At 68.7% G+C, this 25,693-nt stretch carries 20 protein-coding genes and 1 pseudogene; 8 read left to right on the top strand and 13 right to left on the bottom strand.

Translation table 11 applies throughout. From position 1 onward, the window contains the following. Window positions 1–60: 60 nt before the first annotated feature. A pseudogene (locus tag ACIP82_RS35360) lies at window positions 61–252 on the bottom strand (helix-turn-helix domain-containing protein); the annotation flags it as partial. A gap of 90 nt (window positions 253–342) precedes the next feature. Here ACIP82_RS35360 and ACIP82_RS35355 point away from each other — a divergent pair. Both ACIP82_RS35355 and ACIP82_RS35350 read left to right on the top strand, forming a co-directional pair. Next, a complete protein-coding gene (locus ACIP82_RS35355; RefSeq protein ID WP_400659507.1) occupies window positions 343–753 on the top strand; it encodes a hypothetical protein in 411 nt (136 codons plus the stop codon). Then, window positions 750–1,220, top strand: a complete 471-nt coding sequence (locus ACIP82_RS35350; protein WP_400659504.1) for an NUDIX hydrolase — start codon at window positions 750–752, stop codon at window positions 1,218–1,220. The genes ACIP82_RS35355 and ACIP82_RS35350 overlap by 4 nt, the downstream gene beginning before the upstream one ends. A 71-nt stretch (window positions 1,221–1,291) precedes the next feature. On the opposite strand, the gene ACIP82_RS35345 is transcribed toward ACIP82_RS35350, so the two are convergent. From ACIP82_RS35345 to ACIP82_RS35315, 7 genes are all read right to left on the bottom strand, one after another. Continuing rightward, window positions 1,292–2,014 (bottom strand): GNAT family N-acetyltransferase, encoded by a 723-nt coding sequence (locus tag ACIP82_RS35345; RefSeq protein WP_400659501.1) that lies wholly within the window; start codon window positions 2,012–2,014, stop codon window positions 1,292–1,294. A gap of 134 nt (window positions 2,015–2,148) precedes the next feature. Next, complete coding sequence (locus ACIP82_RS35340; protein WP_400659499.1) at window positions 2,149–2,604, bottom strand: hypothetical protein; 456 nt, start codon at window positions 2,602–2,604, stop codon at window positions 2,149–2,151. Between the two features lie 191 nt (window positions 2,605–2,795). After that, the gene (locus tag ACIP82_RS35335; RefSeq protein ID WP_400659498.1) at window positions 2,796–3,209 is read right to left on the bottom strand and encodes a hypothetical protein; all 414 of its coding nucleotides are present in this window, start codon (window positions 3,207–3,209) and stop codon (window positions 2,796–2,798) included. Continuing rightward, window positions 3,206–3,844 (bottom strand): hypothetical protein, encoded by a 639-nt coding sequence (locus ACIP82_RS35330; protein WP_400659495.1) that lies wholly within the window; start codon window positions 3,842–3,844, stop codon window positions 3,206–3,208. The genes ACIP82_RS35335 and ACIP82_RS35330 overlap by 4 nt, the downstream gene beginning before the upstream one ends. 735 nt (window positions 3,845–4,579) lie before the next feature. Next, the gene (locus ACIP82_RS35325; RefSeq protein WP_400659493.1) at window positions 4,580–4,927 is read right to left on the bottom strand and encodes a hypothetical protein; all 348 of its coding nucleotides are present in this window, start codon (window positions 4,925–4,927) and stop codon (window positions 4,580–4,582) included. Further along, a complete protein-coding gene (locus tag ACIP82_RS35320) occupies window positions 4,906–10,062 on the bottom strand; it encodes a DUF6531 domain-containing protein (protein ID WP_400659490.1) in 5,157 nt (1,718 codons plus the stop codon). Before ACIP82_RS35320 ends, ACIP82_RS35325 begins: the two co-directional genes overlap by 22 nt. A gap of 1,197 nt (window positions 10,063–11,259) precedes the next feature. After that, a complete protein-coding gene (locus ACIP82_RS35315; protein WP_400659488.1) occupies window positions 11,260–12,624 on the bottom strand; it encodes a transposase in 1,365 nt (454 codons plus the stop codon). Between ACIP82_RS35315 and ACIP82_RS35310 the strand changes: the two genes are divergently transcribed. From ACIP82_RS35310 to ACIP82_RS35285, 6 genes are all read left to right on the top strand, one after another. Beyond that, window positions 12,514–13,005, top strand: a complete 492-nt coding sequence (locus ACIP82_RS35310; protein ID WP_400659511.1) for a hypothetical protein — start codon at window positions 12,514–12,516, stop codon at window positions 13,003–13,005. The two genes, ACIP82_RS35315 and ACIP82_RS35310, sit on opposite strands and share 111 nt — an antisense overlap. Before the next feature lie 394 nt (window positions 13,006–13,399). Next, entirely contained in the window at window positions 13,400–15,028 is a 1,629-nt protein-coding gene (locus tag ACIP82_RS35305) for a UvrD-helicase domain-containing protein (protein WP_400659485.1), read from the top strand. After that, window positions 15,004–15,969, top strand: coding sequence for a hypothetical protein (locus ACIP82_RS35300; RefSeq protein WP_400659482.1), 966 nt, complete (start codon window positions 15,004–15,006; stop codon window positions 15,967–15,969). Before ACIP82_RS35305 ends, ACIP82_RS35300 begins: the two co-directional genes overlap by 25 nt. A gap of 548 nt (window positions 15,970–16,517) precedes the next feature. After that, window positions 16,518–17,102, top strand: coding sequence for a TnsA-like heteromeric transposase endonuclease subunit (locus ACIP82_RS35295; RefSeq protein ID WP_400659479.1), 585 nt, complete (start codon window positions 16,518–16,520; stop codon window positions 17,100–17,102). Further along, window positions 17,099–17,608: a hypothetical protein gene (locus ACIP82_RS35290; protein WP_400659477.1), complete on the top strand. Its 510-nt coding sequence runs from the start codon at window positions 17,099–17,101 to the stop codon at window positions 17,606–17,608. The genes ACIP82_RS35295 and ACIP82_RS35290 overlap by 4 nt, the downstream gene beginning before the upstream one ends. Continuing rightward, on the top strand, window positions 17,605–18,129 hold the full coding sequence (locus ACIP82_RS35285) for a DUF6262 family protein (RefSeq protein WP_400659474.1): 525 nt from the start codon (window positions 17,605–17,607) through the stop codon (window positions 18,127–18,129). The genes ACIP82_RS35290 and ACIP82_RS35285 overlap by 4 nt, the downstream gene beginning before the upstream one ends. Window positions 18,130–18,157: 28 nt before the next feature. Here the strand turns inward: ACIP82_RS35285 and ACIP82_RS35280 are convergent, their stop codons facing one another. From ACIP82_RS35280 to ACIP82_RS35260, 5 genes are all read right to left on the bottom strand, one after another. Continuing rightward, entirely contained in the window at window positions 18,158–19,471 is a 1,314-nt protein-coding gene (locus tag ACIP82_RS35280; RefSeq protein WP_400659471.1) for a HEAT repeat domain-containing protein, read from the bottom strand. A 282-nt stretch (window positions 19,472–19,753) separates the two neighbouring features. Then, window positions 19,754–21,136 carry an SMI1/KNR4 family protein gene (locus ACIP82_RS35275; RefSeq protein WP_400659469.1) on the bottom strand — a complete coding sequence of 461 codons (1,383 nt, stop codon included), beginning with the start codon at window positions 21,134–21,136 and terminating at the stop codon, window positions 19,754–19,756. A gap of 1,377 nt (window positions 21,137–22,513) precedes the next feature. Then, the gene (locus ACIP82_RS35270) at window positions 22,514–23,503 is read right to left on the bottom strand and encodes a tyrosine-type recombinase/integrase (RefSeq protein ID WP_400659466.1); all 990 of its coding nucleotides are present in this window, start codon (window positions 23,501–23,503) and stop codon (window positions 22,514–22,516) included. Then, window positions 23,500–24,432, bottom strand: coding sequence for a tyrosine-type recombinase/integrase (locus ACIP82_RS35265; RefSeq protein ID WP_400659464.1), 933 nt, complete (start codon window positions 24,430–24,432; stop codon window positions 23,500–23,502). The genes ACIP82_RS35270 and ACIP82_RS35265 overlap by 4 nt, the downstream gene beginning before the upstream one ends. Further along, window positions 24,429–25,691 (bottom strand): tyrosine-type recombinase/integrase, encoded by a 1,263-nt coding sequence (locus ACIP82_RS35260; RefSeq protein ID WP_400659461.1) that lies wholly within the window; start codon window positions 25,689–25,691, stop codon window positions 24,429–24,431. The genes ACIP82_RS35265 and ACIP82_RS35260 overlap by 4 nt, the downstream gene beginning before the upstream one ends. Window positions 25,692–25,693: the final 2 nt, after the last annotated feature.

Genomic DNA, 25,693 nt, shown 5'->3' with positions numbered 1-25,693 from the left:
ACCGGCTGAGCGGCCAACCCCGCAGCGGCCGGGGGTGATGTCCGGCTCCGGACATCACCCCCGGCCCGTCGGCGATCGACATCTGCTGTATGTCAAGGGCGGCGCGATTGGAGCCTGTGCAGCCAGGTACTTGCGGACCGTACGGCGGTTGAGCCCGGTCTCCTTCGCGATCTCCGACAGACTCATCACGCCGGACTCATGCAGCCCACGGAAGCGCCGAAGTTCCAGCCAACGATGCGGATCCAAGACCACTTCAGCTGCCCTCCGTCCACGAACCGGACAGCAGCAGAGTGCCAAGCACCGGCCCTCAACGCCTCAGGAACTGGGCACGTTCACTCGTACGTGGCTGAGCACATCCACGCGTACGCCGACACCTGCCCGCAATGCACCGACAACTTCACCTGTCACCCCAGCCACCGCCAGGTCTACTGCTCGCCCCACTACCGCAAGGACGCCGAACTGCGACGAGAGCTGAACCGCAACCAGGAACGGGCACTTCGCCTCGGTGAGACGACCACCCCCTCACGACCCGAACTCCCCACTCGGGCCGAGCTCTCGCCCGCGACCCCGCCGCGGCCCGCGCCGCGTCAACAGGCCCAGAGCCGTGACCCGTTGGAGCCCGCCGCGACCCGCAACTGCCCACACTGCGATCAGCCGATCACCATCGTCGCCCTGCTGGCGACCCCGGAGGCCGCCCGGCCGAGCATCCACAACCGTGTCCCCGACCTTCCTCCGCTGCGGAGGGTTCCGTGACCTGGCCTCTCATCGACCACCGCCTGGACGACATGGTTGCCCGCACCCACGCCGAGGGCATCAGCGACCTGGCCGCCGCCGCGCTCATCGAGCACGACGGGCGGTTCCTGCTGGTCGAGACCGCCGCACCCGACTTCGACACCCCCTGCGGCTGGGAACTGCCCACCGGACGCGTCCGCGCCGGCGAGACCCTCCTGACCGGCCTGGAACGCGTCCTGCTCGAACACTTCGGGCTCGATGCGGCGGCCGTCCCGCCCCGCTACCTCGGCCACAACGACCACCGCGACCACCGCGACGCCGACCGGGACACCCGGATCTTCGTCTTCGCCGTCACCTGCACCAACCCCGACAGCATCTGCCACACCGCCCACGTCGGACACCGCTGGATCGACAACCTCAGCATCTCCACCACCGTGAACAACGTCGACCACCTCCTCCGCACCTACTACGCGGACAACGTGGCCTGACCCACCGTCAACCATCACAGCCCGCCGACCTTCGGTCGGCGGGCTGTCTGCGAGCAATTCCAGTCCCACAACTACCCGAGCTCGATGCTGAGCTGGGCGCCCAGCTCTCGGAACCCCAGCGCGAGCGCGACCCGCCGAGACTCCGGCACCCGAGCCCGCCACTGCGGCAGCAACCCGGCCGCGAGCGCGTGTGTCACCGCGGCAGAGCCTGTCGCGCGGGCCAGGCCCCGCCCCCGCCACTCAGGCGCGGTCAGCACGCTGACATGAGCAGTCCGACTGGGCCAGACCCGGTATCCGGCGGCGGCGACCACCTGGCCGCCCTCACGGACCACGAACGCGGGCGAGGTGATCTCCCACAGACCGGCCTCACCGGCATCCTGATCACCCGACACCTGCTCCAAGCCCCGCAGATCCACATGCTCACCCGACAGCTGTTCCACCGTCGGCACACCCGTCGGCACCGGCCGGAAACCATCCTCGGACACATAGGCCAACGCCGCCGGGCCGAGCACCCGGGCCACCGGCAGCACCCCGCGGACCGAATCGGCACCGGCGACAGCCCCCACCGGCAGGTTCGCCAACGCGTCGCGCACCGTCACGGCCGCATCTTCGCTGGGCGCGGTCACGATCGCCGAACCTCCCAGCACCACCAGGCCGACCCAACCCGGCGGGCACAGCCCCGACGCCGGCGAAACGACCACGCTCACACCGCCAACCAGAGAGAACGACACCGGCACCGACGCCAGGTCCTCCCACAGCCCGCGGGCCCTGACCAGCAAGGGATCTATCGACATGACCCGATCCTGCCAGCCCGAGCACCCGGAAGACCCCTGGAATTAAACCGCTGAGATCACCACCGAAGGCCTCGAATCACCACAAACAACGGCGCCCACCCGCAACGAATGCCACAGCGGAGAGCGTCACCCGATCACTCGCAGACGATCTTCGATCCCCACCTCTCCTCACATCGTTCAAGAGACAACGATCTGGGGAGTGTGAGCGGGCCTGGGGATTTTCGCGAATCCTCATCAAGATTGGGCCCGGCCCGGCCATCCACGCCCTGGCAGTAGCCCTCACACTTCTCCAGGATCAGGGTCATCGACCGGGAGTCACCGGGCGCGATGACGATCTTGTCCCGCGCGCCGAAGGAGACGGAGTACACCGGCGCGTACACGCCCTGCCGGGCGGCGGCTTCCTCTCCGACTTCCTCCCACAACCGCCAGGGCGGTCCGGTGGGCCGTGGTTCGACTGCGTACGTCGACGGCTCCATCAGCGGAGGATGAAGCTTTTCCCAGGCCCCGTAGTGGGTGTGGACGGGGAGCGCGACCCGGGACACCGGTGCCGTCAGCTCAGTGCAGCACCCGGCGCACACGAACACGTCCAAACAAGCTCCCCCCGCTGCGATTCCCCGGGATTGTGCATCGCTCATGGCAGAGAGTCCATCGGATTTCGGAACGGCTCCAGGGATTCCTGGAGACGCTTCCTCCCAGGATTGGTGACGGGTCCGCACCGCCCGGGCCAAGGAACGCACCAGGCCGGAACACCAGGTAGCTACTTCGCGGTCGCGCGGCTCCTTCAGCTCTGTCCGCTGTCGGCGTTGTGGAGGCGGCGTTCGGTGAGGCTGGTCACCCCGCTCAGCGCTTGCAGTTCGTCCTCCAGGGCGGCTTTGTCGACGGTCAGCTGACGGATCGCCTCGGCGTAGATGCGGACCAGTTTGCGCAGGTCGCTGTTCTCTCGACGGAGGCGGGCGGTCTCGTCGTCGGCCCGGGCGCTGTTCTTCGGGGCCGTGGCCGAGCTGTGCCGGTCGGCGAGCTGGGTCTTGAACCAGGCGATCAGGTCGGGGTAGTTGCGGTAGAAGGTCGCGTGGGTGACGCCGAGGCGCTTCTCGACGTTGGTGACGGTGGCACGGCGGCCGGCGGCCTTGCTCTCGGCGAGTTCGGTGTCCATAGCGGTACGGACCTGCGCGTCGGTGGGCAAGTGAGGGCTCACGGGTTCTCCGTCACCGTGTTCGGGTCAGTGTCGACGGTTTCGGTGAGGAAGTCGGCGAGCTCCTGTCGGCGGGCTTGGAGCCGGTGCCAGACGAACGGTGCCAGCCGGTCCGTTAGGGCGAGCTCCTCGTCGTGCGCCTTCAGGGCCGCTCGCAGGTGGGCGATGTTCTCGATGGACAGGGCGACGTTGCGGCAGCGCAGGGGCTGGCAATCCGTAAGCGAGGGACCGTCCCCACCGTCGTCCCGGCGGCACAGGGCCCGGTGGGGATTGTGGACGCAGGTGACGTACTGGCCCGGGTAGATGTGGGGGTCGTGCCGGGTCATGTGGCGGCGGAGCCGTTTGGGGTCGTTGACCACCTTGCCCTGGAACTGGACGTGCCGCTCGAACTCGGCGAGGCGACGCTCCGCTTCGGCCGCGGCAGGTCCGGTGAGGCGGTGGAACTCGTCACTGGTGATCAGGTCGCCGAGCTTCTCGCCGCGGGCGATCGCCTCCTCGGACTCGACCTCGTCGCGGAACCCCCTGCCTGGACGACATCGAGGAGGGGGGCAGCGCGCACGGCCGGTTGCCCGCGCACCGCGACGACTACGACTGGGACATGTGCTCGGACGTGTTCTCCAGGACCATGACGTCCTCATGCTCTTCCACGCCCGCTTCGACGGCATCGAAGACCCCGTTGGCGACGTGAACCAGCACCTGGGCGTGGGAGATCTCCGCCGCGAGGCACGGTTCCAGCCGTTCCTGAACACCCCGTGCGCGATTCGGAACGGGGGTTCCGGCGCTGACACGGCAGTGTGCCGACGCACCGTTCCTGAAATGGCAACAAGGCCAGGACCGCCGCTGCCGGGGCAGCCCCGGCAAGCAGATCCGCGCAGGAGCGCACACAAGACTGCGGGTCCCAGGCCGGTGGCGCCGATAGGCGAAAGCGCTCCAAGCCCTGCTTGTCGAACCGGCGGGCAACTGGTCCTCCCCGGAGCACCGGACCGGGGGCGTCCGGCAGGCTTCCGTCACATGTGGAGCGGTGCCCGGGATGTCCTGCCCGCTCACAGAGGCCACCACCCACGACTGCTCCCAGGCCTCTGGCCGTTCGGGAGCAGCCGGCGGCCGCGGCGAGTGCATCATCCCGGCCTCGTGCCCGGCGGCGGCCGGTGCCATGTGCCAGGCTGCGACCGAAGCCATTCGGCGCAGCGGCGCGGCAGCCACGGCAGGCGCGCTGTGCGCGGCCTATGACATGTTCGCGGCCGAAATGCGGGTCGGGCTTCCATGCCCCTGGCACGCGTGGAGGCGTGATCGACTGAGGAGGGCGGCCCGCCGAAGGAATCGGCGGGCCGCCCTGTTGGCCGGCGACTGGGGAAAGGAAGCAGCCTGGACTTCTACGTTGCAGGCCTGCTGAACATGCTCATCCAGAACTGGATGCGGGTTTCCTCCGCGTCGGCCAGAAACATCTCGTATCCGCGCTCTCCGGCATCCACCGTCATCATAGAGAGCTCCGGGGCGTCGACGGAGGAAAGGAAGTCGACAAGAGCGCGAGTCGCGGCAAGGTGCCTCGCCCCGGCGGGACTCCGGAGAAGCCGCCGAGCATAGGTGCGGCGCAGGGACTCGCTGCTCACGGCTGAGCTTTCCACGGTGGTATTGCCTTCCAGCAGGGCCTCGACCGCTTCAGGACAGACGCCGTCGGTGATCGCGGTACGGATGAGCCTCAGGGGTTGATCCGGGTCCATGGTCCTCCGTTCACGCTGATCTCGGCGCCGGTCACCGCGCCGCCGATGGTGACTTCCATTTCAGTCGCATAGTCCTCGACGTAGACAACGTCAGGGACACGGTAGTAGTCGGGTCCGTTGGCGTTGGGGATCCTCAGGACGACCCCCGGGCCATTGCCCTCCCTGCTGTAGTCGAGTGCGACATCGGTGAGATCGGTTGTCCAGGAGGTGTATCCGCTATCGCCGGTGTTGCCGCCAACGTGGCGCTGTACATCCATGTTCTTCCCGTTCGGTACGGCGCGGCCCTGGAGGGCGTCCTGGTAAGCCCTCAGCCAGTTGGGCGGGGAGAGCTCGTCCGCGTAGCTGATGCCACGGTACAGGTAGGGCGACACCGCGGGATCCCAGCTCCCACCATTGGTGGTCGGGGTGATGTGCCAGTCCATTGCGTGCGCAGTGGCGCGCGGGGCGAAAAGCCGGTTCCTGGCGGCCCAGGAGTTGATAACTCCCAGGCCTGCGACGGCGACTTGTTGGGCGAGTTCGTCGGCGTTCTTTTCCACGAGATCGGCGACGTTGTTGCAGCCGAATTCGCGGAGTTTGGCTGCGGCGACGTACATCGCGTAGGCGGGGCGGACGGGGAAGTACTTGTCGACGAAGGCGCCGGCGCCGCCGTTGCGGCCGGTGACGGCGTTGAAGATGTCGCCGACGAACTCGAAGGGTGCTTTCGCGCCTTGAGCGAGCCAGCTGCCGACGTTTCCGAGGGTTACGTCGTCGGGGTTGTCGTCCTGGGGGGACAGGCCGGTGGGGTCGGTGTAGATGGTGGGTGCGCCGGCGGCGTACGCGTAGGACGAAGCGTAGGGCGAGGCTGCGGGGGTGGAGAGGGGGTCGCGGGCGGTGAAGCGTCCGAGGGTGGGGTCGTATTCGCGGGCGCGCAGGTATTGCTTGCCGGGGAGACCGGGTTCGTTGTACTGGCCGGTGAAGCCGAACGGGGTTGTGGGTGCTCCGGTGGCGAGGGTGGTGGTGGCGGCGCGTCCGTAGGGGTCGTAGGTGGTGCGGCTCTGTGGTGTGCCGTTGGTGTTGGTGAGGTCGGTGATGGAGCCGAGCCAGTCGTGGTGGTTGTAGAAGGTTCCGGCGTTGGTGTGCTGGCTCTGGGGCAGGCCGAGGGGGTCGTAGGTGTAGTCGCCGATCAGTGTGCCGGTGCCGTCGGTCTGGGTGGCGATCTGTGGCAGGGGGTTGTTGATGTCCCAGGTGATGGTGCGGGTGGGGGTGTTGCCGGCCTTGGTCGAGACGCGGTTGCCGTCGGCGTCGTAGGTGAAGGTGAGGCTGTCCTTGACGGTGGCCCTGGTGAGGCGGCCGGCTCCGTCGGTGATGTTGTCGGCGACGGCGGTGGTGAGGTGGCCGACCGCGTCGTAGGTGTAGGTGACGTTGCCGACGTCGTAGGTGGCGTTGGAGGTGTTGGAGCTCCAGAGCGGCTTGGCCGCGCTGTTGTAGACGACGAAGTTGCCGTCGTCCTGGATCCTGGCGTAGGCCCCGGTGTTGGCCGGGGTGTTGGTGGCCCAGAGGGTCTTGTGGTCGGTGTCGTGGACGGTGAGGTTGCCGTCGGTCTGCATGGTGGCCGAGGCGCCGGGGTTGCCTGCGGTGCCGGAGGACCACAGGGGCTGGCTGGTGACGGTGGAGTAGAGGACGAGGTTGCCGTCGCCCTGCATGACCAGGCGTACCGTGTTGGAGGCGACGCTGGCACCGGAGTTGATGACGGTGCCGGGGGCGAGGAGCTGGTTGTTGGCGGTGGTGCTGACGCTGGTGTTGTTGCCGTCCGCGTCGTAGTCGTAGGTCGTGGTGGCTGTGGGGGCGGTGGTACGGGTGAGCTGGTCGGCGGCGTCGTAGGTGTAGGTGGTGGTACCGGAGGGGTCGGTCTGGGTGAGGCGGTTGCCGACCGGGTCGTAGGTGTAGGTCAGCGCGCCGCCGGTGCAGCCGATCGTGGTGGTGGACAGGGGGCAGCCGGAGAGGAGCCTGCCGGCCTGGTCGTAGGTGTAGGTCTGGGTGCCGCTGCCAAGGCCGGCCCGTGTGGTGTTGAGGGCGGTGGGCTGTCCTGCGGCGTCACGGGTGAGCTGCCAGGAGGCGAGTGTGCCGGCGCCTTTGGCGCTGGCGATGGTGCTGAGGCGGCCGGCGGCATCGTAGGTCCGGGCTTCGGTGTAGCCGTTGGTGCCGGGTAGCGCGGTGGCGGTCAGGTGTCCTATGGGGTCGTAGGTGTAGGCCGTGGTGGCGCCGTCGGTCGTCTGCTGGGTCCTGCGGTTGTCGCCGTTGTAGGTGTAGGTGGTTTTGCGGCCGTCGGGGTACTGGCGGCTGGTGAGGTTGCCGGCCTGGTCGTAGCCGTAGGCGAATCCGGTGTTCTCGTTGGGCTTGGACACCCAGGTGAGGCGTCCGGCGGGGTCGTGGCCGAGGGCGCGGGTTCCTGTGGCGTCGGAGACGGAGTACGGCTGGCCGGCCGGGTTGTAGTCCCGGAAGACCGCCGGGGTGCCGTCGGAGTAGGTGGTGCTGGTGGGCAGTCCCCGCGGGTCGTACCTGGTTTCGCTGGTGACACCACGGGCGTTGGTGGCCGTCGTGCGGTGGCCCTCCGCGTCGTACCCGGCGCTGGACGTGCGGCCGAGGGGGTCCGTGACGGTGGTGAGCCGGTGGAGCCGGTCGTAGGTGTAGGCGGTGATGTGACCGTTGGCGTCGGTCCGCTTGGTCCGCTCGCCGACTGTGTTCCAGGTGTTGGTGGTTGTCGCGCCGGTCGGGTCGGTGACGGTGGTCACCCGCCCGGCGGCGTCGTAGCCGGTCGCGGTCCGGCGTTGGAGCGGGTCAATGACCAGGACCGGGCGGTTGAGCGGGTCGTAGATTGTGTTGGTGGCACTGCCGAGCGGATCCTTGACCGTCAGCAGGTTCCCGGCCTGGTCGTAGGTGTAGCTCGTGGTGTAGGCGGCTGCGGTGGCGCCGGTGGCGTTGCCGCGGGGGTCGACGGTGGCGGTCAGCCGCCGGTCGAGGTCGTAGCTCCAGGTGGTCCTGTTGCCCTCGGGCGTCGTGAGGCTGGTCCGGTTCCCGTCGGCGTCGTAGCCGTGGCTGGTGGTCTTGCCCAGCGCGTTGGTCAGGCTCGTCGGCCGACCGTTCGGGTCGTAACCGAAGGTGGTCTTCGCGCCTGTGGGGTCAGTAGTGGCCGTGATCTGGCTGGCCCCGTCGTAGGCGGCCGAGGTGCTGTTGCCGAGCGGGTCCGTGACTGTGACGGGCCGGTTCACGGCGTCGTAGGCGGTTGCGGTGGTGGCCCCGGTCGGGTCGGTGACGGTGGTCCGGTTGCCGTTGGCGTCGTAGCCGTACGTCCACGTGTAGGTGGAGGCGGTGGCGCCGGGGGCGTTTCCGCGCGGGCTGACCGTACTGGCGAGCCGGTTGTTCTTGTCGTAGCCGTAGGTGGTCTTGTTCCCGGCCGCGTCGGTGGCGGCGGTCAGGTTCCCGGCCGGGTCGTAGACACCGGTGGTGGTGTTGCCTGCGGGGTCCTTGACCGTGGTGCGGTGGCCTGCGGTGTCGTAGCCGTATGCGGTGCTGTTGCCCAGCGGGTCCTTGGCTGTGGTGAGGTTGCCGGCGTTGTCGTAGCCGTAGACGGTGACCCCGCCCAGCGGGTCGGTGGCCGAGGTCAGCAGGTTGCCCGCGTCGTAGGTGTACGTCGTGGTGTAGGCGGCGGCGTTGGCGCCTGCCGCGTTTCCACGGGGGTCGGTCTTGCTGGTGACGCGGGCGGCCGCGTCGTAGGTGAACGTTGTCTTCTCGCCGATCGGGGTGGTGGCCGAGGTGCGGTTTCCCGTGCTGTCGTACCCGTAGGCGGTGGTGGCCCCGCGTGGCGTGGTGACGGTGGCCAGGGCTCCGAGCGGGGTGTAGGTGTAGCTGGTCTTTCCGCCGGCCGGATCCGTGGTGTTGGCCAGCTGGTTCAGCGGGTTGTAGACGTATTTGGTGGTGCGGCCGAGGGCGTCCTTGAGCGAGGTGACGTTGTTGTTGCGGTCGTAGGTCCAGGTCTGGGTGGCGGACACCGGTGTCGGGGCCGTGCTGGTCAGCATGTTGCCGTTGGCGTCGAACGTGAACGTGGAGGTACTGCCGTTCGGATCGGTGACCGCGGTGCGGTTGAACGAACTGTCGTAGGTGTAGCGGGTGGTCTTGCCGTAGGGGTCGGACTGCCAGCTGATGACACCCCCGGAGTAGACGTGGGTCCAGATCCCGCCGTCCGGGTGGGTCACGTACGTCGTGGAGCTGGCGGTGTCGTAGCCGAACGTGGTCTTCCCGCCGAGCGCGTCGATCTGGCTCGCCACCCGTCCGGATCCGTCATAGGTGTTGGCGGTCACGACATGGCCGAGCGGATCGGTAACGGTGCTGAGCCGCCCGTTCGCGTCGTAGCCGTAGGCGGTGGTCTTGCCACGCAGGTCACGGACACCGGTGAGCAGGTTGCCCGTGTACTGGTAGGTGACCGTTCGCTGGCCGGGCAGGGTCACCGTGGTCAGCAGAGCCCCGGTGTAACCGAGGCTTGCGGAGCGCCCGGCTGCGTCGGTGATGCCGGTGAGCTGGCTGCCCGTGTACGACATCGTGAGGCCGACGCCGGCAGCATCAAGCGTCGCGGTCAGCCGACCTCCCGCGTCGAACATCAGTTGATGCTGGTCCGGTGTGGTCAGCAGATAGCCGAAGCCGAGGTTCTGCAGGGTGGAGTGGACATAGGGGCGGGTGGCCTTGAGCGAGCCATCACTCTGGACCGCGTAGTCGACCTGCGAGCCGTCCTCGGCCCGGAAGGTGACCACAGCCTGGCCCACGTTCAGCGAGGCCGAGTACGGGAACACCCAGCCCTTGCCGAGCACTCCCGAGGCCGCCGACGAGGAGGAGTAGCTCCGGGTCAGCTGGAACGGGTGCCCGGGCCCGGGAAGTTCGGCGTCCGTGACCGCTTCGCCGAAGGCGCCCGTCGAGGTGTTGACCGGGTCACCGCAGTACTTCACCAGACTCAGCACGATCCCCGTGCTGGACGGCGAATTCGGGCACGCCAGAGACACGTTGTCCGGCACACCGACGATCGGCACGGGCGGGGCCGCGATCGACGTCAGCTCGTCCGAGCTCCCGTCCGCATACCCGTACCGGACCGTCACGTAGTAGTTCACACCACGCTGGATCTGAGCCTGGAAAGAGCACCAGCCAGTGGACTCGTACACCATCCACTGATTGGCGTCCAACAGGGCGCTGTCGGACGCCCGATAGAACGAGACCAGGACATTCCCGCGGCTGTTCGCCCGCAGTGCAGCCGGGGTATCCGGGTTGAATTCCCAAGTCGCGCACCAGGAGAGTCCGGTGTTCCCGCTCTGGATATTGTCAACGAATGTCCGGACATTGGCGATGTACGGATGACCGGCAGGCCAGCCCGCCGCAACGTCCTGCGAGTCACGCGCACTCCTCGCAGGCGCCGCCTGAGCCTTGCCCGCCGACAGCGTCCGCAACTCCTCGACCGTCAGGCTCATGAAGCCAGCCGTGCCGGGACCGGCGATCCGCTGCGCCACCGGTTTCGGAGACGGCCCGGTCACCGCGTCGGCTTTCAGCTCCCGTGCTTGCCGCTGCTTCTGGTCGATCGACCACGGGACCGGCGGAGCAGCAGCCTTGGGGGCAGCACCGCCACGGGCTACCGCGCCGCTGGCCGGGTTCTTTCCCGGCTCAGCCCATGCCGGCGGCGTTAAAGCCAGGGATACCAAGGCCAATAACAGAAACCCCAGTACTGACCTGCGGAGATTTTGCCTCATCCTCAACACGACCCTTTCCGCACGCAGATTGTGGCGCTACAAACCAGCGCCGGGATGATTGTGCTGGTGCGCAGCTCAGGGCGAGGAGCAACGGGCGATCTTCGGCCGGATTTAGTGGATGAATGACTTGGGGATGGGCATGTATGCGGGCAGATCCGATATAGCTGCCATCCTGAATCAGCCGTTTCGGTGCATGAGCGTATGCGCATTTAATAGCTGCTTCGGGGATTTGACCGAATTGGGGCGCCCCCGCGAGAATCGCCGGGAAGTTCGGACTGGTGCGCTGTGCCACGGGGCGCCAGTTCGGCCGGATCAGATGGATGGAGGCGATCGTCCATACGGCCGGGGGCGGCGCGCAGCAGTCAGACATAGGCCGCCCGGGTCAGGCACGCCGGTTGACTCACCGGCTGGCTCGGGTGATGGTGTCGGCTCGATCCTGCGAACCAGTCCCGCTCGGAGTGCGGCCCAGTGTCCTTAACAACGAGGGCGGTGAAGGTGGTGAGGCTCTGGGCCCGCGGCGCCTTGTTGCGGTGTCGGAGACGACGAAGTTGCCGACGGCCTGCATGATCAGCCGGGCGTTCCTGGGCGGCTGCCAGCGCGGGAATGACCCGCCCACGACACAGCAGGCAGGCGGCGCCGGGGTGGAGGACGGTGATGCGGCCGATGATGTCCCGGATCTGGCCCTGGGGGGGTTGCGGTGATCTTGACACCGCAGTCGATAAGTGGGGTGAGGTAGGCGTGGGAGAAGCGGGAGAGCCGCATGCGGCCGGCTTCGTCGTCGGTGCATCCGAAGACGACGTCCGCGCCGACGACGTGCTGGGCGATCTTGCGCCGACTCACGCTTCCGACCACCGCTTCGACCGTGACGCCGTCGGCGATGCGGGTGAGGTGGTCGGCCAGGACGTGGACCTTGGGGCGGCCGACATCGGCTGGGGTCGAGCCGTAGACGCGGGTGAGGTTGCTGACCGAGAGGGTGTCGGGGTCGATCAGCGTGAGTCGGCGGATTCCGAGGCGGACGAGTTGTTCGGCGACGGCCGAACCGGTTCCTCCCGCGCCGACGACGGCGACATGGAGTTCTCCCAGGACGCGCTGGATCTCGGTGCCGAAGGCACGGATCTGGCAGTCGTGGAGACCGGGAAGGTCCGGGGTACCGGAGTCGAAGGATCGCAGGAGGCGGAAGGTCTGCCCAGCGATGAAGATCCGGTCGATGGCCGCCTGGTGCTCGCCCTCGATGTGGCCGGTGAAGGTCATGCCGCCTTCGTGCGGGGCGACGATCAGGCTTCCGTAGAGCCCACTGCCGCTGCGGGTGCGGAAGGTGGCGGCGAGCTGCGCGTCGACGACGGCGTCACGGCGACTCGGAAGCGGGGCCGAGCCGGGCGCGGGGTGGGTGTGAACCCAGATTGCGGTGGCTCCGGCACGCTCGGCTTCGCGCAGGGCCGGCATGTAGCCGCCCGAGGAGATGCCGAGGGCGGTGTCGGTGCGTTCGCGGTAGGCGTCCTCGGGGATCCGGCAGGCCGCCCTGCGTGCGGCCGCCTGGGGTCCGTCCCAGGATTCGGGCAGGAACAGGCGCCACGACAGCGGGCAGGAGGCGGTGTCGGAGAGCGCGTGGACGCTGACGCCGATCTGGCAGTTGCCGACCTTGCCCAGGGTGCCCGAGTACTGTCGGGCGACCCCGGGCGAGGCCTTGCCGTCCTTGGGGAAGCCGGTGTCGTCCACGGCCCACACCTCGGGCCCCACCGCCCGTACGGCCCGCCGCGCCAGCCGGGCCCGCACGTCCTCGACCGGCCAGGTCGAGGACGTCATGAACTGCTGCAACCGCTGATGGTCGATCCCCAGGCGTTCGGCCATCAGCTGCATCGACTTGCGCCGGCCCTCCAGCAGCAGCCCCCGCAGATACAGTCCGCCCTTGACCCGCTGACCACACCGGGCCAAGGGCGCGAACACCTCGGCCGCGAACTCCTCCAACCGACCCCGCCACAACGCAAGCTCCCCAGCCCTCATGCCAACAGAGAACTACCAACTCCAGTACCTTGCAAGGCACATAACAAAGCACTACTAGTCACCGGCGCCACAGACCTGCCGACCCTGCTCGTCATCGACTCTCCTCGCAAGAACGTCGGCTACGGCACCGACGACCAGCAGCTCATCAGCCGCTTCTACGCCCACTTCCTCGAACACATCACCGCCGTGCGCCAGGGCGCCACCGTGGTGCGACCCTCCCAGGTCATCATCGTCGACAACGACCTGCCCGCCGGGTTCCGGGACCGCCTGCACGTCATCGAACTCAGCCGGGAGAACCCGCTCGTGCTGTAACGCCCTTCCTGGACCGCAGCCGAGGGGCGGCAGGCAGAAGCCTCACCACGACCTCCGGCTCCTTGGCCATCGGGGCCGGCACAGCGGGCGCTCCCCTCACTGGAGCAGCTCCACCCCATGCTCGCTGACCTCATGCGAACTCCAAGGCCGGTTGTCAGTGGCGTGCCGTACCGTCGTGCCCACGTACACGAAGGATGCCATCGTGCTCCGGCCTGGCCCGATCCTGCGGACCGTGCGAATACACCCGGTGTCCGGCGCCGCGCGACAGAGCTGATGCCACTGGCGAGGCCAGGGGCATCAGGTGCTGCCTGCCCGGGAGCTGACACCGCTCTGATCCGCTACGAGACCTGCGCTGCCTTTGAGCTGGCAACGTGTCTTCCAACGATGAGGACACATGGCTTTGAAGCCCACCGCTGAGCAGCAGGCGGCCCGCGAGGTGTTCGCCTCCGGAGGCGATCTGGCCCTGGTGGCCGGCGCCGGGACGGGAAAGACGTCCACCCTGGTCCTGATGGGACAGTCGACGCCGCGGCGGGGCCTGTACGTGGCGTTCAACAAGTCGATCGCCGACGACGCGAAGAACCGCTTCGGAGCGAACGTCGAGTGCCGCACGGCGCACTCGCTGGCGTTTCAGAGCGTGGGGCGCAACTACCGTGAACGGATCAGCCGTTCAGCGCGCGTACCGGCCTGGCAGACCGCGCGCCGGCTCGGAATCGGCCGGGACCTGCCGGTGAACTCCACCAGAATCACCGTCAAGCACCAGGCCCGCCTGGTGATGGGGATGGTGCGCCGGTTCTGCTACACCACCGACCGCCAGCTGATGGCCCGTCACCTGGAATGGGTCAACGGCCTGGACACCGGCGGGCAGGACTTCGTCGCCCGCGAGCTCCTACCGTACGCCGCGCGGGCTTGGGAGGACCTCCAGGACCCGGGAGGGGAACTGCGGTTCGAGCACGACCACTACATGAAGATGTGGGCTCTGACCTCACCCGTGCTGGGCGCGGACTTCGTGCTGCTCGACGAGGCTCAGGACACCAACCTGGTGCTGGAGGAGGTCTTCCTCAATCAGAAGGCGCAGCGGGTGTGCGTGGGTGATCCCGCACAGCAGATCTACGCCTGGCGGGCGGCGAAGGACGTGATGACCGCGTTCCCCGCCGAACACCTGGAGCTCACACAGTCGTTCCGCTTCGGTCCCGGGATCGCGGCCGTGGCGAACCGGTGGCTCGGTCACGCCGAGTCCCCGATGCGCCTGGCCGGCTGCGGGCCCGCGTCAAGGATCGGCCCCGTAGTGGGAGCCGACGCGGTGCTGTGCCGCACCAACGCCGACGCCCTGCGGGAGGTGATCGGCTTCCTCGACGACGGCGTACCGGTCGCGCTCGCCGACGGCGGCGCGGCGATGGAGCGGATCGCGCAGGCCGCGCTGGAGCTCAAGGCCGACAAGCGCACCAGTCACCCGGAGCTGTTCCTGTTCTCCTCCTGGGGCGAGGCGCAGGAGTACGTCGAGCAGGACAGCGCCGGCTCCGACCTCAAGGCGATCGTCCAACTCGTCGACACGCACGGCCCCGAGGCAATCCTCGCCGCCGCCCAGAGTCTCACCCCCGAGGAACAGGCGAAGGTGACGGTGTCGACCGCACACAAGGCCAAGGGCCTCGAGTGGGACACCGTGCGGATCGCCGGCGGATTCGAGGCACCGCCCGTCGACGAGGACGGACAGCAGCTGCCGCTGTCCCTGCCCGAGGCACGGCTGGCCTATGTCGCCGTCACCCGCGCCTGCCGGCACCTGGACATGGAATCCATGGCCTGGCTCGATACCTACGAGAAGACCCTCAGCTTCGGGCCCGGCGCGGGCGGACGGCCTCCGCTCGACCTCAGCCTCACCGGGCAGCTCAAGCACCTCGCCTCCCCCATGTCCCGGTTCATGGAACAGCACCTGCCCGACGCCCGCCACGTCGCCGGCGACTACCTGAAGCGGCTGCCCCAACTCCCCGCCCCGTCCAGCCCATGGACGTCGCCCACCCGAAGTTAGACGCCCTCGGACACGCAGTCGACTACCGGCTGCGGCTGTCCCTGGGCCGGGACATGGGAGGCGCCGTGACGGCCGGCGTCGACGCCCTGCACCCGCGCTGGCAGCTGCCCGGATCGCCCGCCCCGAAGGTCCGCACCGCCCTGCACACCGCTGGCCTCGAACTCCTTGACCTCATCCGGCGCCACCTCGACAGCGGCGGCACCTACCTGGACGAGGGCACGCTCTCACGGCTGTGCTTCGTCGCCGCCTACTACGAGGACATCTTCCGCATCGGCCGCGTGCACCGCTTCAACTTCCTCACCCGAGCCGACGAGCACATCACCCTGCGCCGCCTCGCCGACGCAGTCGACGGCTACGTACCCGACGACCTCGCCGTGCAGATGCACCCGGCCCACGAGCCGTTCGCCCCGCTGCGGGCCCTGCCCGAGGCGCAGCGGGTGTGCGGGCCCGTCTTTGCCGGCAGCGCCGACATCGGCGGCGCGGACGCCGACTTCATCCTCGGCGGACTCCTCATCGACTGCAAAGCCACCACCCGCCCCCGCCAGCTCGGCACCGCCGAGATCTACCAGCTCGCCGGCTACCTGCTCCTGGACTACGACGACGAGTTCGGCATCAACCAGGTCGGGCTGTACCTCTCCCGCCAAGGCCACCTCATCACCTGGACCGTCCCCGACTTCCTGCGCCGCCTCGGCGCCACCACCCCCCTGCCCGCCCTTCGCCACAAACTACGCGACTTCCTAAAAGCCGAGGCGGCCGCGGCGGCCCCGGCGGCACCTGCCTGCCTTGAAACGCCCCGGCAGTTCCTCGCCGCCGAGCCAGCCCCGGGGCCGGGCTCACCCCCGGGGGAAGGCACGTCTCTTCGGCCAGGCATGGGCTGCTCGGGACGGGGGCGCGGGCGTTTCCCCGGGAGCCGGTGCGGTGTTGGAAGCAGCGAGAGATGACGTGGGAGGAGCGCGGGTTTCTTCGTCGAACCCGACGCCGCCGCACGCACCGTCGGCCTGCACCCTCTGGCGTTCGAGGCCGCCGTCGCACGCGCCCGGGCCACAGGCGCCCTGGGCCCTTGCATCGCCCTGCCCAACGGGCTGCTGCGGTGCGACCGATCCGGCACGGTGAACCCGTCGGCCGGATCTACTATCTGACGATGCATCAACGGCAGGCAGCCCGCTGCTCCGGGGCCGGTGAGAGCGGGTTGTCTTGAAAACGGCCAACGCCCGTGGCGGCCGCGGCACGAAGATCCGCCGATGTGCTATCAGGTTTTCCGGCTCGCTTCCGCGCGCGGGCCCAATGACACCAGTGATGTCTCAGGAAGCTTTCATGGCATGGCAGTTGGGAGTCCTCCACCTGGACGCGAACGGGGTGCGGCGGACGCTGCCCGTGAAGCAGGTGGCGGGGGCGCCGTTGACGGAGCGCGGTGAGGTGTGGCGGCCCTCGCGTCATCCGGCGCAGCGCAGCATCGCGACGTGGTGGTGGTCGGTGACGAGCGGGCGGCATGTGGGGTGCCGGGTCGCTGGACCGGCTGTCGACGGCGATGGTGCTGGACTTCCATCCGGGTGTGGTCGACTTCGGTGCTTGGTCGGCGCAGTTGGTGTGGCGGGAGCGTGGCCGGGAGCAGCGGTTGGTGCCGGACTTCTTCGTGCGGACCACGGGCGGGGAGACGCTGGTGGTGATGTGTCCTCCGCAGAGCGGGCCCGGTGAGCGGTTCGAGCGGCAGTTGGAGGTGCTGCGGGAGGCGTGCGCGGCGGCGGGGTGGCAGTTGGCAGCGCCGAGTCTGCCGTCGGGGGCGGCGCTGGCGAATCTGCGGTGGGTCTCGCGCAGGCGGCATCCGCGGTACGGGGACCGAAAGGTGGAGGCTGCTCTGGCGGAGGCGTTCGCGCAGCCCCGGCCGCTGATGGAAGGTGTCCAGGAGTGCGGGGTGACGCGGCAGTTGGCGCTGCCGAGGCTGTACCACATGCTGTGGCACCGCCGGCTGGGCATGGACTGGGGCGCGCCGATGGAAGCGGGAACGGTGGTGGGACCGCTGGGCGCGGGAGGGCCGGACGCGGTGCAGGTGCCCGTGGTGGTGGAGGTGCAGTGACGGACGACGCGGCGGTGCAGGGCATGCGGGCGGACATGGTGCTGCCGCGGGCGCGGCCGCAGGTGCGGTGCGCGCCGCGCCGGGCGATCGGAGAGGTCGCCACCGCCTACGGCGTATGCCTGGAGCCCTCCAACGTGGCGGCCGGCGGTCACGCCTGCCCGCTGCGGTTCCGCTGCGTGGGCTGCGACCACTTCCGCACCGACATCTCCTACCTGCCTGACCTGGAACGCTACCTCGCCGACCTGCTCCGCAGCCGCGAGCGGCTGATGTCCGCGTTCGAGGCCGACGACTGGGCCCGCTCGGAAGCCATGCCGTCCGAAGAGGAGATCCGCAGGGTCCGGCGCCTGATCACCCGGGTCAAAGCCGACCTGGACGACCTCACTCCCGAGGACCGCGCGCAGATCGAGGACGCGGTCACCGTGGTCCGCCGCGGGCGCACCGTCATGCTCGGCCTGCCCAAGGTTCGACAACCACTACCCGACGTCCGCCCCTGGAGGACCGGATGATCCCCGCCATGCACGACGGGCGCCAGGCCGGCACCGACCGCCGTCGCCAGCGCGTTGCCGATGCGATCACGAACGCCTCGAAGAACGGCACCCCGATCAGCGTCTCCGGCGTCGCCCGGCAGGCTGGCGTGGACCGTACCTTCCTATACCGACACCGCGACCTGCTCGCCCTGGTCCACGCCGCAGAACTCCAGCCCGCAGGCCAAGACCCGGTCGGCTCGCTGGTCAGCCGCGCATCTCTTCAGGCCGACCTCGCCAACGCCCAGGCCTGCAACACCCGCCTGACCACGCGCGTCCAGCAGTTGGAGAAACGGCTCTCGCAGGCCTTGGGCGAGCAGGCCTGGAAAAACTCCGGTCTGGGCGTTCCCGCCGACATCGACGAACTCCAGCGCCGGATCACCAGGCTGGAGCAGGAGAACATCCAGCTCACCGCCGCTCTGGAGGAGGCTGGGGCCGATCTGGACGCAGCTCGGGCCGTTCAGGAGCGCAGTGGACCCGGCCAAGAGCCCGCGAGGCAGTAGAGACCGCACAGTCCGACTGGCCTTCCGCTCACAGCCTGAGCGCCCCGCCCGGAGCGCTCAGGCTGCGGCCGTACTCAGTAAGAGCGAGTACGCCGGTGCCCCGAACTGGTGTGTCCGCATCGACCGACCGGGGGTCCAGACTCAGTTCACCGGCAAGGCCGGGCGCCAGGTCGAGTAGTTCCCAAGTCCATTCGTCGTCTTCCTCCTCGGTGTCCACATGGCCTCCTGCCAGTACTGGTAGACCTAGAGCGGTTCGCCGCTGTTGCTCGTAGGCAAGTGGCGCCCCCAGTTCCAAGTGCTGCATGTCCTCGCCGGGTATGTAGGCGAAGCGCCGCACGATCGTGCCCTGCTCGGCAACCAGAACCGCCGATCCGTCGTGATGGTCGCTGTGCCAGTAGGCCTGGGCTCGCCCGTACCGGGCACTCAGGCGTGCACACGCCTCCAGGACCTCGGCCTCGCGCTCGGCGGAGCTCGGGTCGCACCACGAGCCGACCACCAGAGTCCAACCCGCGAGCTCAGGCGTGACGAACACGCGGCGGTACTGATCGAGCGGGTTCTCATCCAGGCCGGCATGACTGTCGCAGTCGGCGGCGTACACACCGGCGGCGAACGGCACCGGACGCGGCGCCGACAGACCGAGCAACTCCATCACCCCGCACTGGTCACCCGTACTCACCGCGATCCACGAAAGGAAGCAGCAAACTATGGATGTAGGCACGTCGTCGGGCAGCTTGATCCGCACCAGCCTCTCCAACGCCGCCATGTCGCGAGCACTCATCACCGCCTCACCGCCGATCTCCGTCAGGGCCTCCAGAGCGCCCGCACGCGCGCCGCCGGGGCCACCGCGACGCACGGCCTGAAGCAGCGGCACCACAACCGCACCCCACGACGAGAACGACCGCACGGCCGTCCGCCGTACCTCCGCGTCCGGGTCACCCAGCAACGGCACCACACGCTCCGCAAGCAGCACTCCGTCGTCCCCGCACTTGCTGATGGCCATGACCGCCGCGCGACGCACTACCGGGTCCTCATGCGTCAACGCGCCTGTGTAGCCGTCCAGTGCCACTGCCCCGAGGCCGGTGAACACCCGAAGCGCCCGCCAGTACGCCTGCCCCGGAGCCACGCTCCGCAGAACGTCCAGCACCGGCTGAAACGCCGAAAGGCCTGTACGGCGAAGGACACTCAGCAGAGCGGCCTCGCTCACCGGTGAAGCAGCGTCGCCGAGGTGCTCCATCAGGGCTGTCAAGGCTGCCGGGCCGAGCAAGGCCAGAGCGTCTTCGGCGGCATGCCGGTCAGCCTCGTCAGGAGCTGCGAGGTGCAGAACGAGCTGGTGGATGGTCATGGGCAAACGCTAACGGGCGGCATGGACAACCTGGCCGTGTACCGAATGACCGGCGCCACAGGTTGCTGCTGGGTTTGCATGCGCTTCGCTATCGCCTTGGTCGCGTGGGTGCCGACGACAGGGGAAAGAGCCTGGCACGGTCGCCCGACATCAGCCCCTCGTAGCACGTGGTCAACCGACCCAATGCGGCCAGCCAACTGACCGGCTGTTTGCTGCGCAGGAATGCCATCGGTCCCTCACACGACCGTGAGGGGCCAATGGCGTTTCGCTGGTCAGGTGGGGCTATGACGAGGGGCCGAGGTCACCGTTGACAACGGTCTCTGTGATCAGAGGACGGTCCCAAAGGGCGAGGATCTCGTCGGCCAGGGCCACAATGGGCCGCGGGTCCTCTCTCCCGAACGTCTGGATGGAGGCAGCCGAAAGGCTGCGTGGGACTGCCCCGGCGTCGAGCAGGACTCGCCAATCCCCGGGCGCGAGTTCGAGGAACTCCAGTCCGGTCAGCGCGGCGATCTCCAGCGGGTCGGCAAGCGTGCCGGGGTAGGCGCAGAGCGTGCGCAGGCGGGGCAGCCGAACGACGGGGGCGAGGCTCAGGGGTGCGCCACTCCACGCCCCGATTCTCAGGACTTCCAGCGCGGGATGGGCGGCGGCCTCGATGCTCCCGATGCTCTGGTCGTGGACAATGGCAGTGACCGGCCGCTTGTCCCACCGGTGTCCGGTGTACCAGTTCCGTTCTGGGCCGAGGACCAGGTCGGTGAGCGATTCGGCCCACAGCGACGCGCCGATGCTCTGCTCGTGGTCGAGCACGATCACCTGGCCGAGGTGGCCGCGGGGGCCAGGCGTCAGGTCGACGGCGACCATGTCCCCTCCGCCGGTGCCGCCGAGAACGATCCACCCTGGAGAGCCGACCAGGTCCTGTACGGCGTCGTCGGGTCCCGTGAGGACGGCCCCCGTTGCCGCATGCTCCCAGCGGAAGTACGAACGATAGGACAGGTCGGCGACGGCGAGGCCTTCCAGAGAGCACAGCTCGAAGCCGACCGCACCCAGGACACGCTCCCCTGCCTCATAGTCGTCCTGCCAGTCCTCCCACCGTGCGCGCGTCACCCGGTAGAGCGCCTTGACCTCCTCGGGAAGCGAAAGGCCAAGCCTCTCCTCGGCGGCGGCGATCTCCTCCTCGGTGGCGCCGATCGCGTCGGGTATCCGCTCGCGGAGTGTCCGTTCCAGCAGTGCCGCGTCCACGGACGGGGCCGGCCGGGCCCCGGCTGCGGGCTCGGGCAGGCGGCGCCACGGCTCGGGGACGGCGCCCTCGACCAGGGTCAGCGCGCCCACACTGCTGCCTATGCCGGGATCGACTGCCGGACTGCGATCGAACAGCCGGAGAACCGCCGCTCCGTTCGGAGGGATCTCCACGGTGAAGGCGATGTCGGTCACTCCGGCCCCGGCGAGCGTGTCCCGCACCCGTTCGATCGCGTCGTGCTCCTCTTGGTTGTCCGACAGCAGCATGGCCCGACCGGGCGGCGGGTACCGCCACTTCACGGGCACGCTGTACGAGCCGCGGCCGATGTTTCCCGACACCTGGCCGCCCGGCACGGCAAGCGCCTGCGCGTGCGCGGTCCGCAGGAGCCGCAGCAGCGGCTCCCAGGTCTCGAAGTCGTACAGCGAGGACAAGTAGGCCTCCGATTGGTGCGGTGATCGCAATGTCGGCGATTATGCCCGCCACCTGCGACAACCCCACCGACAGGCGAGCACGGGACAGAGGCGCCCCAGACAGCCGCATCCTGCCGGTTCGGCCGCCGTCCCTACCGCGGGCGGTGGCCCGCCCTCGCCGCGCCCGGATTGCACCGCTGCCTCCTGTCACCGGCCGCTGCTGCCCTGGCGGTTGAACGGGTCCGGCAACGGTCGTCGGCCGGCGCGGATTCTGGCAGCGACACCTGACATCGTGTGCTGACTTGGATGAGTACGCCGTGCTGGCCCCGCCACCAGCCATTCACAGACTGTTCCTGGGTACGAAAACGGCCATAGATGTTCCGCTGCGGCGACTATGGGCAGAGACAGGCCTTCATGCGATCGAGGGCCACCGTCGCGTTCACCGCCGCCGAGAACCACAGGACAGGCCCAGGCTCACGCATGGCTCACTCCGGCGGGTGATGACGCAACACCTGTTGCACGCACTAGCATCGTCACTCCTGCTGCTGAGCTGCATCGACGTCCCTTTGCTCACCACACAACACGCGCCTGGCCCAGAGAAAGGTGACCCAGTCGGCGATCTCCGGGAGCCAACACCTCGGACGGGCGGTGAACTTATGTAGGTCCACCAGCTCTGTCCGTTGTCCGCCACTCAGGCAGTAGTCCTCGGGTTCCCTGCTTGTCACTGATCAGCAGCACACTGCGCGCATGAGCATTGATCCACATGACGTCCGGAGCGGAGGCCACGCGAATTCACATGACAGTTGCGAACCGGCTCCGCAATCATTGGCCGATGACCATGAGACCGGCCCTTCTCAGTCTGAACATCGTGTGCCCACCGCCCGACGAGGGCGGCGCGGAGGTCCTCCCGATCGTCAATGGCAGGGATCTTCTGGCCGAGGTAGTCCCCGGTGGCGTGGGAGGCTCCCGGAACCTGGGAGTAGGCCCCCGGTATCTGTTGGGCCCGGACGGGCCGTTGCATGCCACGGCGACGCCCCATGAGGTTCGTCTCGCTTGGTCCGGGTGCGGCGTGGAGGAGTGCTGTGGTGCCCTGCACATGACGGTCAGGCGCGACGGGGATCATGTTGTCTAGACGGGTTGGCGCGACCTGGCCAATCCGACAAAGCGGGATGTCTCACCCAAGGCTGACAGAGAGGGGGATCGTCATGCATGCCTTGCCTTCGAAGTCCGCGCGCGAGCTCGCCCGTATCGTCGGACGTTTGGACAGCAGAATTCTCGATCATCCGGCCTTGAGACACACCGTTTCACCGCGCGGTCGATGGTGGCACTTCAGCCGGTGGCCGTGGGAGGACTGACAGCGGGCGTCGGGCTTTCATCCTGGGGTGCAGCTGATCGGTGTCACAGGCGGTCGAGGAACGCGAGGACCTTGTCGGTGGGCCGGTAGCGGCCCGGCCGGGCGGTGACCGGTGCGGTGAGGGCCAGCGCCTGTTCCTTGATGGTCATGTCGGCGTGGACGTAGGCGTCAGTGGAGCGAACGCCGGCGTGGCCGAGCCAGAGCGCGATGACCGTGGTGTCGACGCCGGCCTGCAGCAGCGACATTGCGCAACTGTGCCGCAGGACGTGCGGGTGGATGCTCTTGTCCAGCAGGGACGGGCAGGCTCGTGCCGCGGTCTTGGTGTGGATGCTCAGGCGTTGGGCGACGGCGTCGCGGCTGAGGCGCCGTCCGGCGCGGGTGCAGAACAGGGGGTCGCTGCGGCGTCCGGCGCGCTCGTTCAGCCAGGCACCCAGCAGATTCTGGACGGGACGGTCGAGGGGAACCGTGCGTTGTTTGCGTCCCTTGCCCTCGCAGCGGACGGCGGCGCCCTCGCCCAGGGTGATGTCGTCGCAGTTCAGGCTGGTGAGTTCGGAGACGCGCAGGCCGGTCTGGACGGCCAGGGCCAGCATGGCCTTGTCCCGTCGTCCTTCCCACCGTTTCGGATCCGGTGCCGCCAGCAGCGCGTCGACCTCGCTGGCGGTCAGGAACGTGACGGTCCTCTTGTCGAACCGCTTCGGTGGGATGTCCAGGACCCGCTGGATGAGCAGGGCGTGTTCGGGATGCTGCAGGGCGGCGTAGGAGAACAGGGAGCGGATCGCGGTCAGGCGGACGTTGCGGGTTCGGGTACTGTTGCCGCGCTCGTCCTCCAGATGGTTGAGGAACGCGGAGATCACGTCCGCGTTCAGGTCGTTCCAGTCCAACTTCGCTGGAGCGGTCCCGGTCCGCTGGCGGACGAAGCCGATCAGGAGGCGGAGCGCGTCGCGGTAGGCGGCGATGGTGCGGGGGCTGGCCTGGCGCTGGCGGGCGAGGCGTTCGGTGAAGAATGCCTGCAAGGTGGGTGCGATCAGGGTCATGGGCGGGCCGCCTTCCGGACTCCGTCGCGGCGGGCGGCGGCCAGGGCGAGCAGTTCCGGGGCGGCCGACAGGTACCAGTAGGTGCAGGCTGGTTCGCGGTGTCCCAGATAGGTCGACAGTGACGGGATCTTCGCCTGGATATTGCTCTCGGTGCGATACCAGTGCAGGAGAGTTCGAACGGCGAAGGTGTGTCGCAGCTCGTGCAGCCGAGGTCTGTGCGGGGCGTCGAGGCCGACGCCGGCGGTGTCGACCAGGTCCCGGAACACCGGATGCACGCAGGCGTAGATCAGCCGCTTCGCGGTGAGGGAGATGAAGAACGCGGGGTCCTTGACCCTGGGCATCAGGTCTTCGCGCAGCCTGTCGTACTCGCGCAGTGCGTCCGTGGTGCTGTCCTGCAGCGGGACCAGTCTGGACTTGCCGAACTTGGACTCGCGGATGTGCAGCACACCCTCGGTCCAGTCGATGTCGTTGCGGTCCAGCTTGATTGCCTCGCCAATGCGCAGGCCGGACGCGGCCAGCAGCCCGATCAGCGTGTGATAGGTGGCCGCCCGCAGTGGCTGCGGGATCGTCTCTTTGGCCGCCGTCATGATCGCTGCGATGTCGGCGTCGGAGTAGAGGAAGATCTGCCCCCGGCGCCGGTTGTAGGACACCAGTCCCAGTGGCGGCACCTCGGTCGCCGGGTCAATCCCGCTCAGGTAGCGGGCGAACCCGCGGACGGTGGTAATCCGTCGAGGGCTGACCGTCGTGATCACCTCGGGCTCGCGGGTCCGCATCCAGTCCAGCGCGGCGGCGACGGTCACGGTCTGTTCGCCGCGGTCGTCCATGAAACTCACGAAGTCCGGCAGCAGATAGGCCGCTTCGGCCATCTGGTGCCCCAGCGAACGGCGAAGCCGCAGGTAGTCGTCGACCGCTTGGCGAAGATCGGTCATGCCGCCTCCGTCCCGGGCCAGGGCTGTGCGACCGCGCGTAGTGCGATGAAGTCGACCTTCGCGTAGAGCGCGGTCGTGGCCAGGTCCTGATGCCGGAGCACCTGTCCGATCGCCGTGAGCCCGGCGCCGTGGCGGAGCATGTCGGCGGCCAGGGCATGACGCAGTCGGTGCGGCCCGACCTTGAGAGTGCCGGCCCGCCGGCACGCTCGTTCCACGACGTCGCCCACCAGGTCCGCCCGGATCGGACCGTGCGGAGCCTTGCAGGTCAGGAAGACATGGCGGGCATCCAGGCGAGGTCCTGGGCCGGTCAAGTATGCGACCAGGGCCTCGCCGACGTCGGCCGGGAGCGGGAGCCGGTCCTCACGGCGTCCCTTGCCGCGGACGACGATCTCGCCGCAGCGCCAGTCGATGTCGTCCAGCAGCAGCCGGGCCACCTCGATCGAGCGCAGTCCGAGCCTGGCCACCAGCATCAGGATCGCGTAGTCGCGGAGGCCGACCGTCCCTTGGCGGGGAGTATGGTCCAGCAGTCGCTGAACGTCGCCGGCTGCCATTGTCGGTGGCACGGAGGCGAAGCGCCAGCCGCCCACTGGAGGCACCGCGCCGCCGAGCTTCATCGGGGTGACGCCTTGCAGGTGAAGGAACCGCATCAGCGAGCGCAGTTCGGCCACCCGTCCCTTCGCCGAGCCCGCCGAGACCCTGGCGCACTCCCGCAGCAGGAACGCGTTCAGGTCCGCCCCGGTCAGGCTGTCCGGCGTGAACTGGCCGTCGGTCACCGCCTGTTCGGCCAGGAAGCGCCGGGCAGTGTTCCCGTAGCGCAGCATCGTCGACGCCGACAGGCCACGCTCGGTTTCCATCCAGCACCGGTAGCGCTCCAGCAGAACCTCCGCCGGCGACGGTGGCACCTGTGGCGCGGGCACCACCCCGGCCTCACGCAGGAACGTCAGCATCGGGACCATGCCGCGCGGCCCGGCCACCCGGCGACGACCCGACTTCCGCAGGTCGGCAAGGTGCTGGTTCAGTCGCCCCTCGTCCAGATCGGCAACATCGAGGCCCTGCCCCGAAAGCCACAGACCGACCTGCCCCAGATCCTTGAGCATGTTCCTGGCGGTCAAGGTCGTGTACCCGCGCTCCGCCAGCCAAGCCTGGTAGCCCTCGACCTGCGCGGTCAGGACACCCGCCTTCCGACGCGTACTCCCGAACGGCATCGCCGCCCCCTCGCGGGAGCACCCTGCCCCCTCGCTCACGAGGCTGCCCGGCACGG

Origin of the sequence: Kitasatospora sp. NPDC088548, from assembly GCF_044753005.1 — a bacterium.
Lineage (GTDB): Bacteria > Actinomycetota > Actinomycetes > Streptomycetales > Streptomycetaceae > Kitasatospora.
The sequence above is the reverse complement of the archived record's forward strand: the minus strand, read 5'-3'. Positions and strand labels throughout refer to the sequence as shown.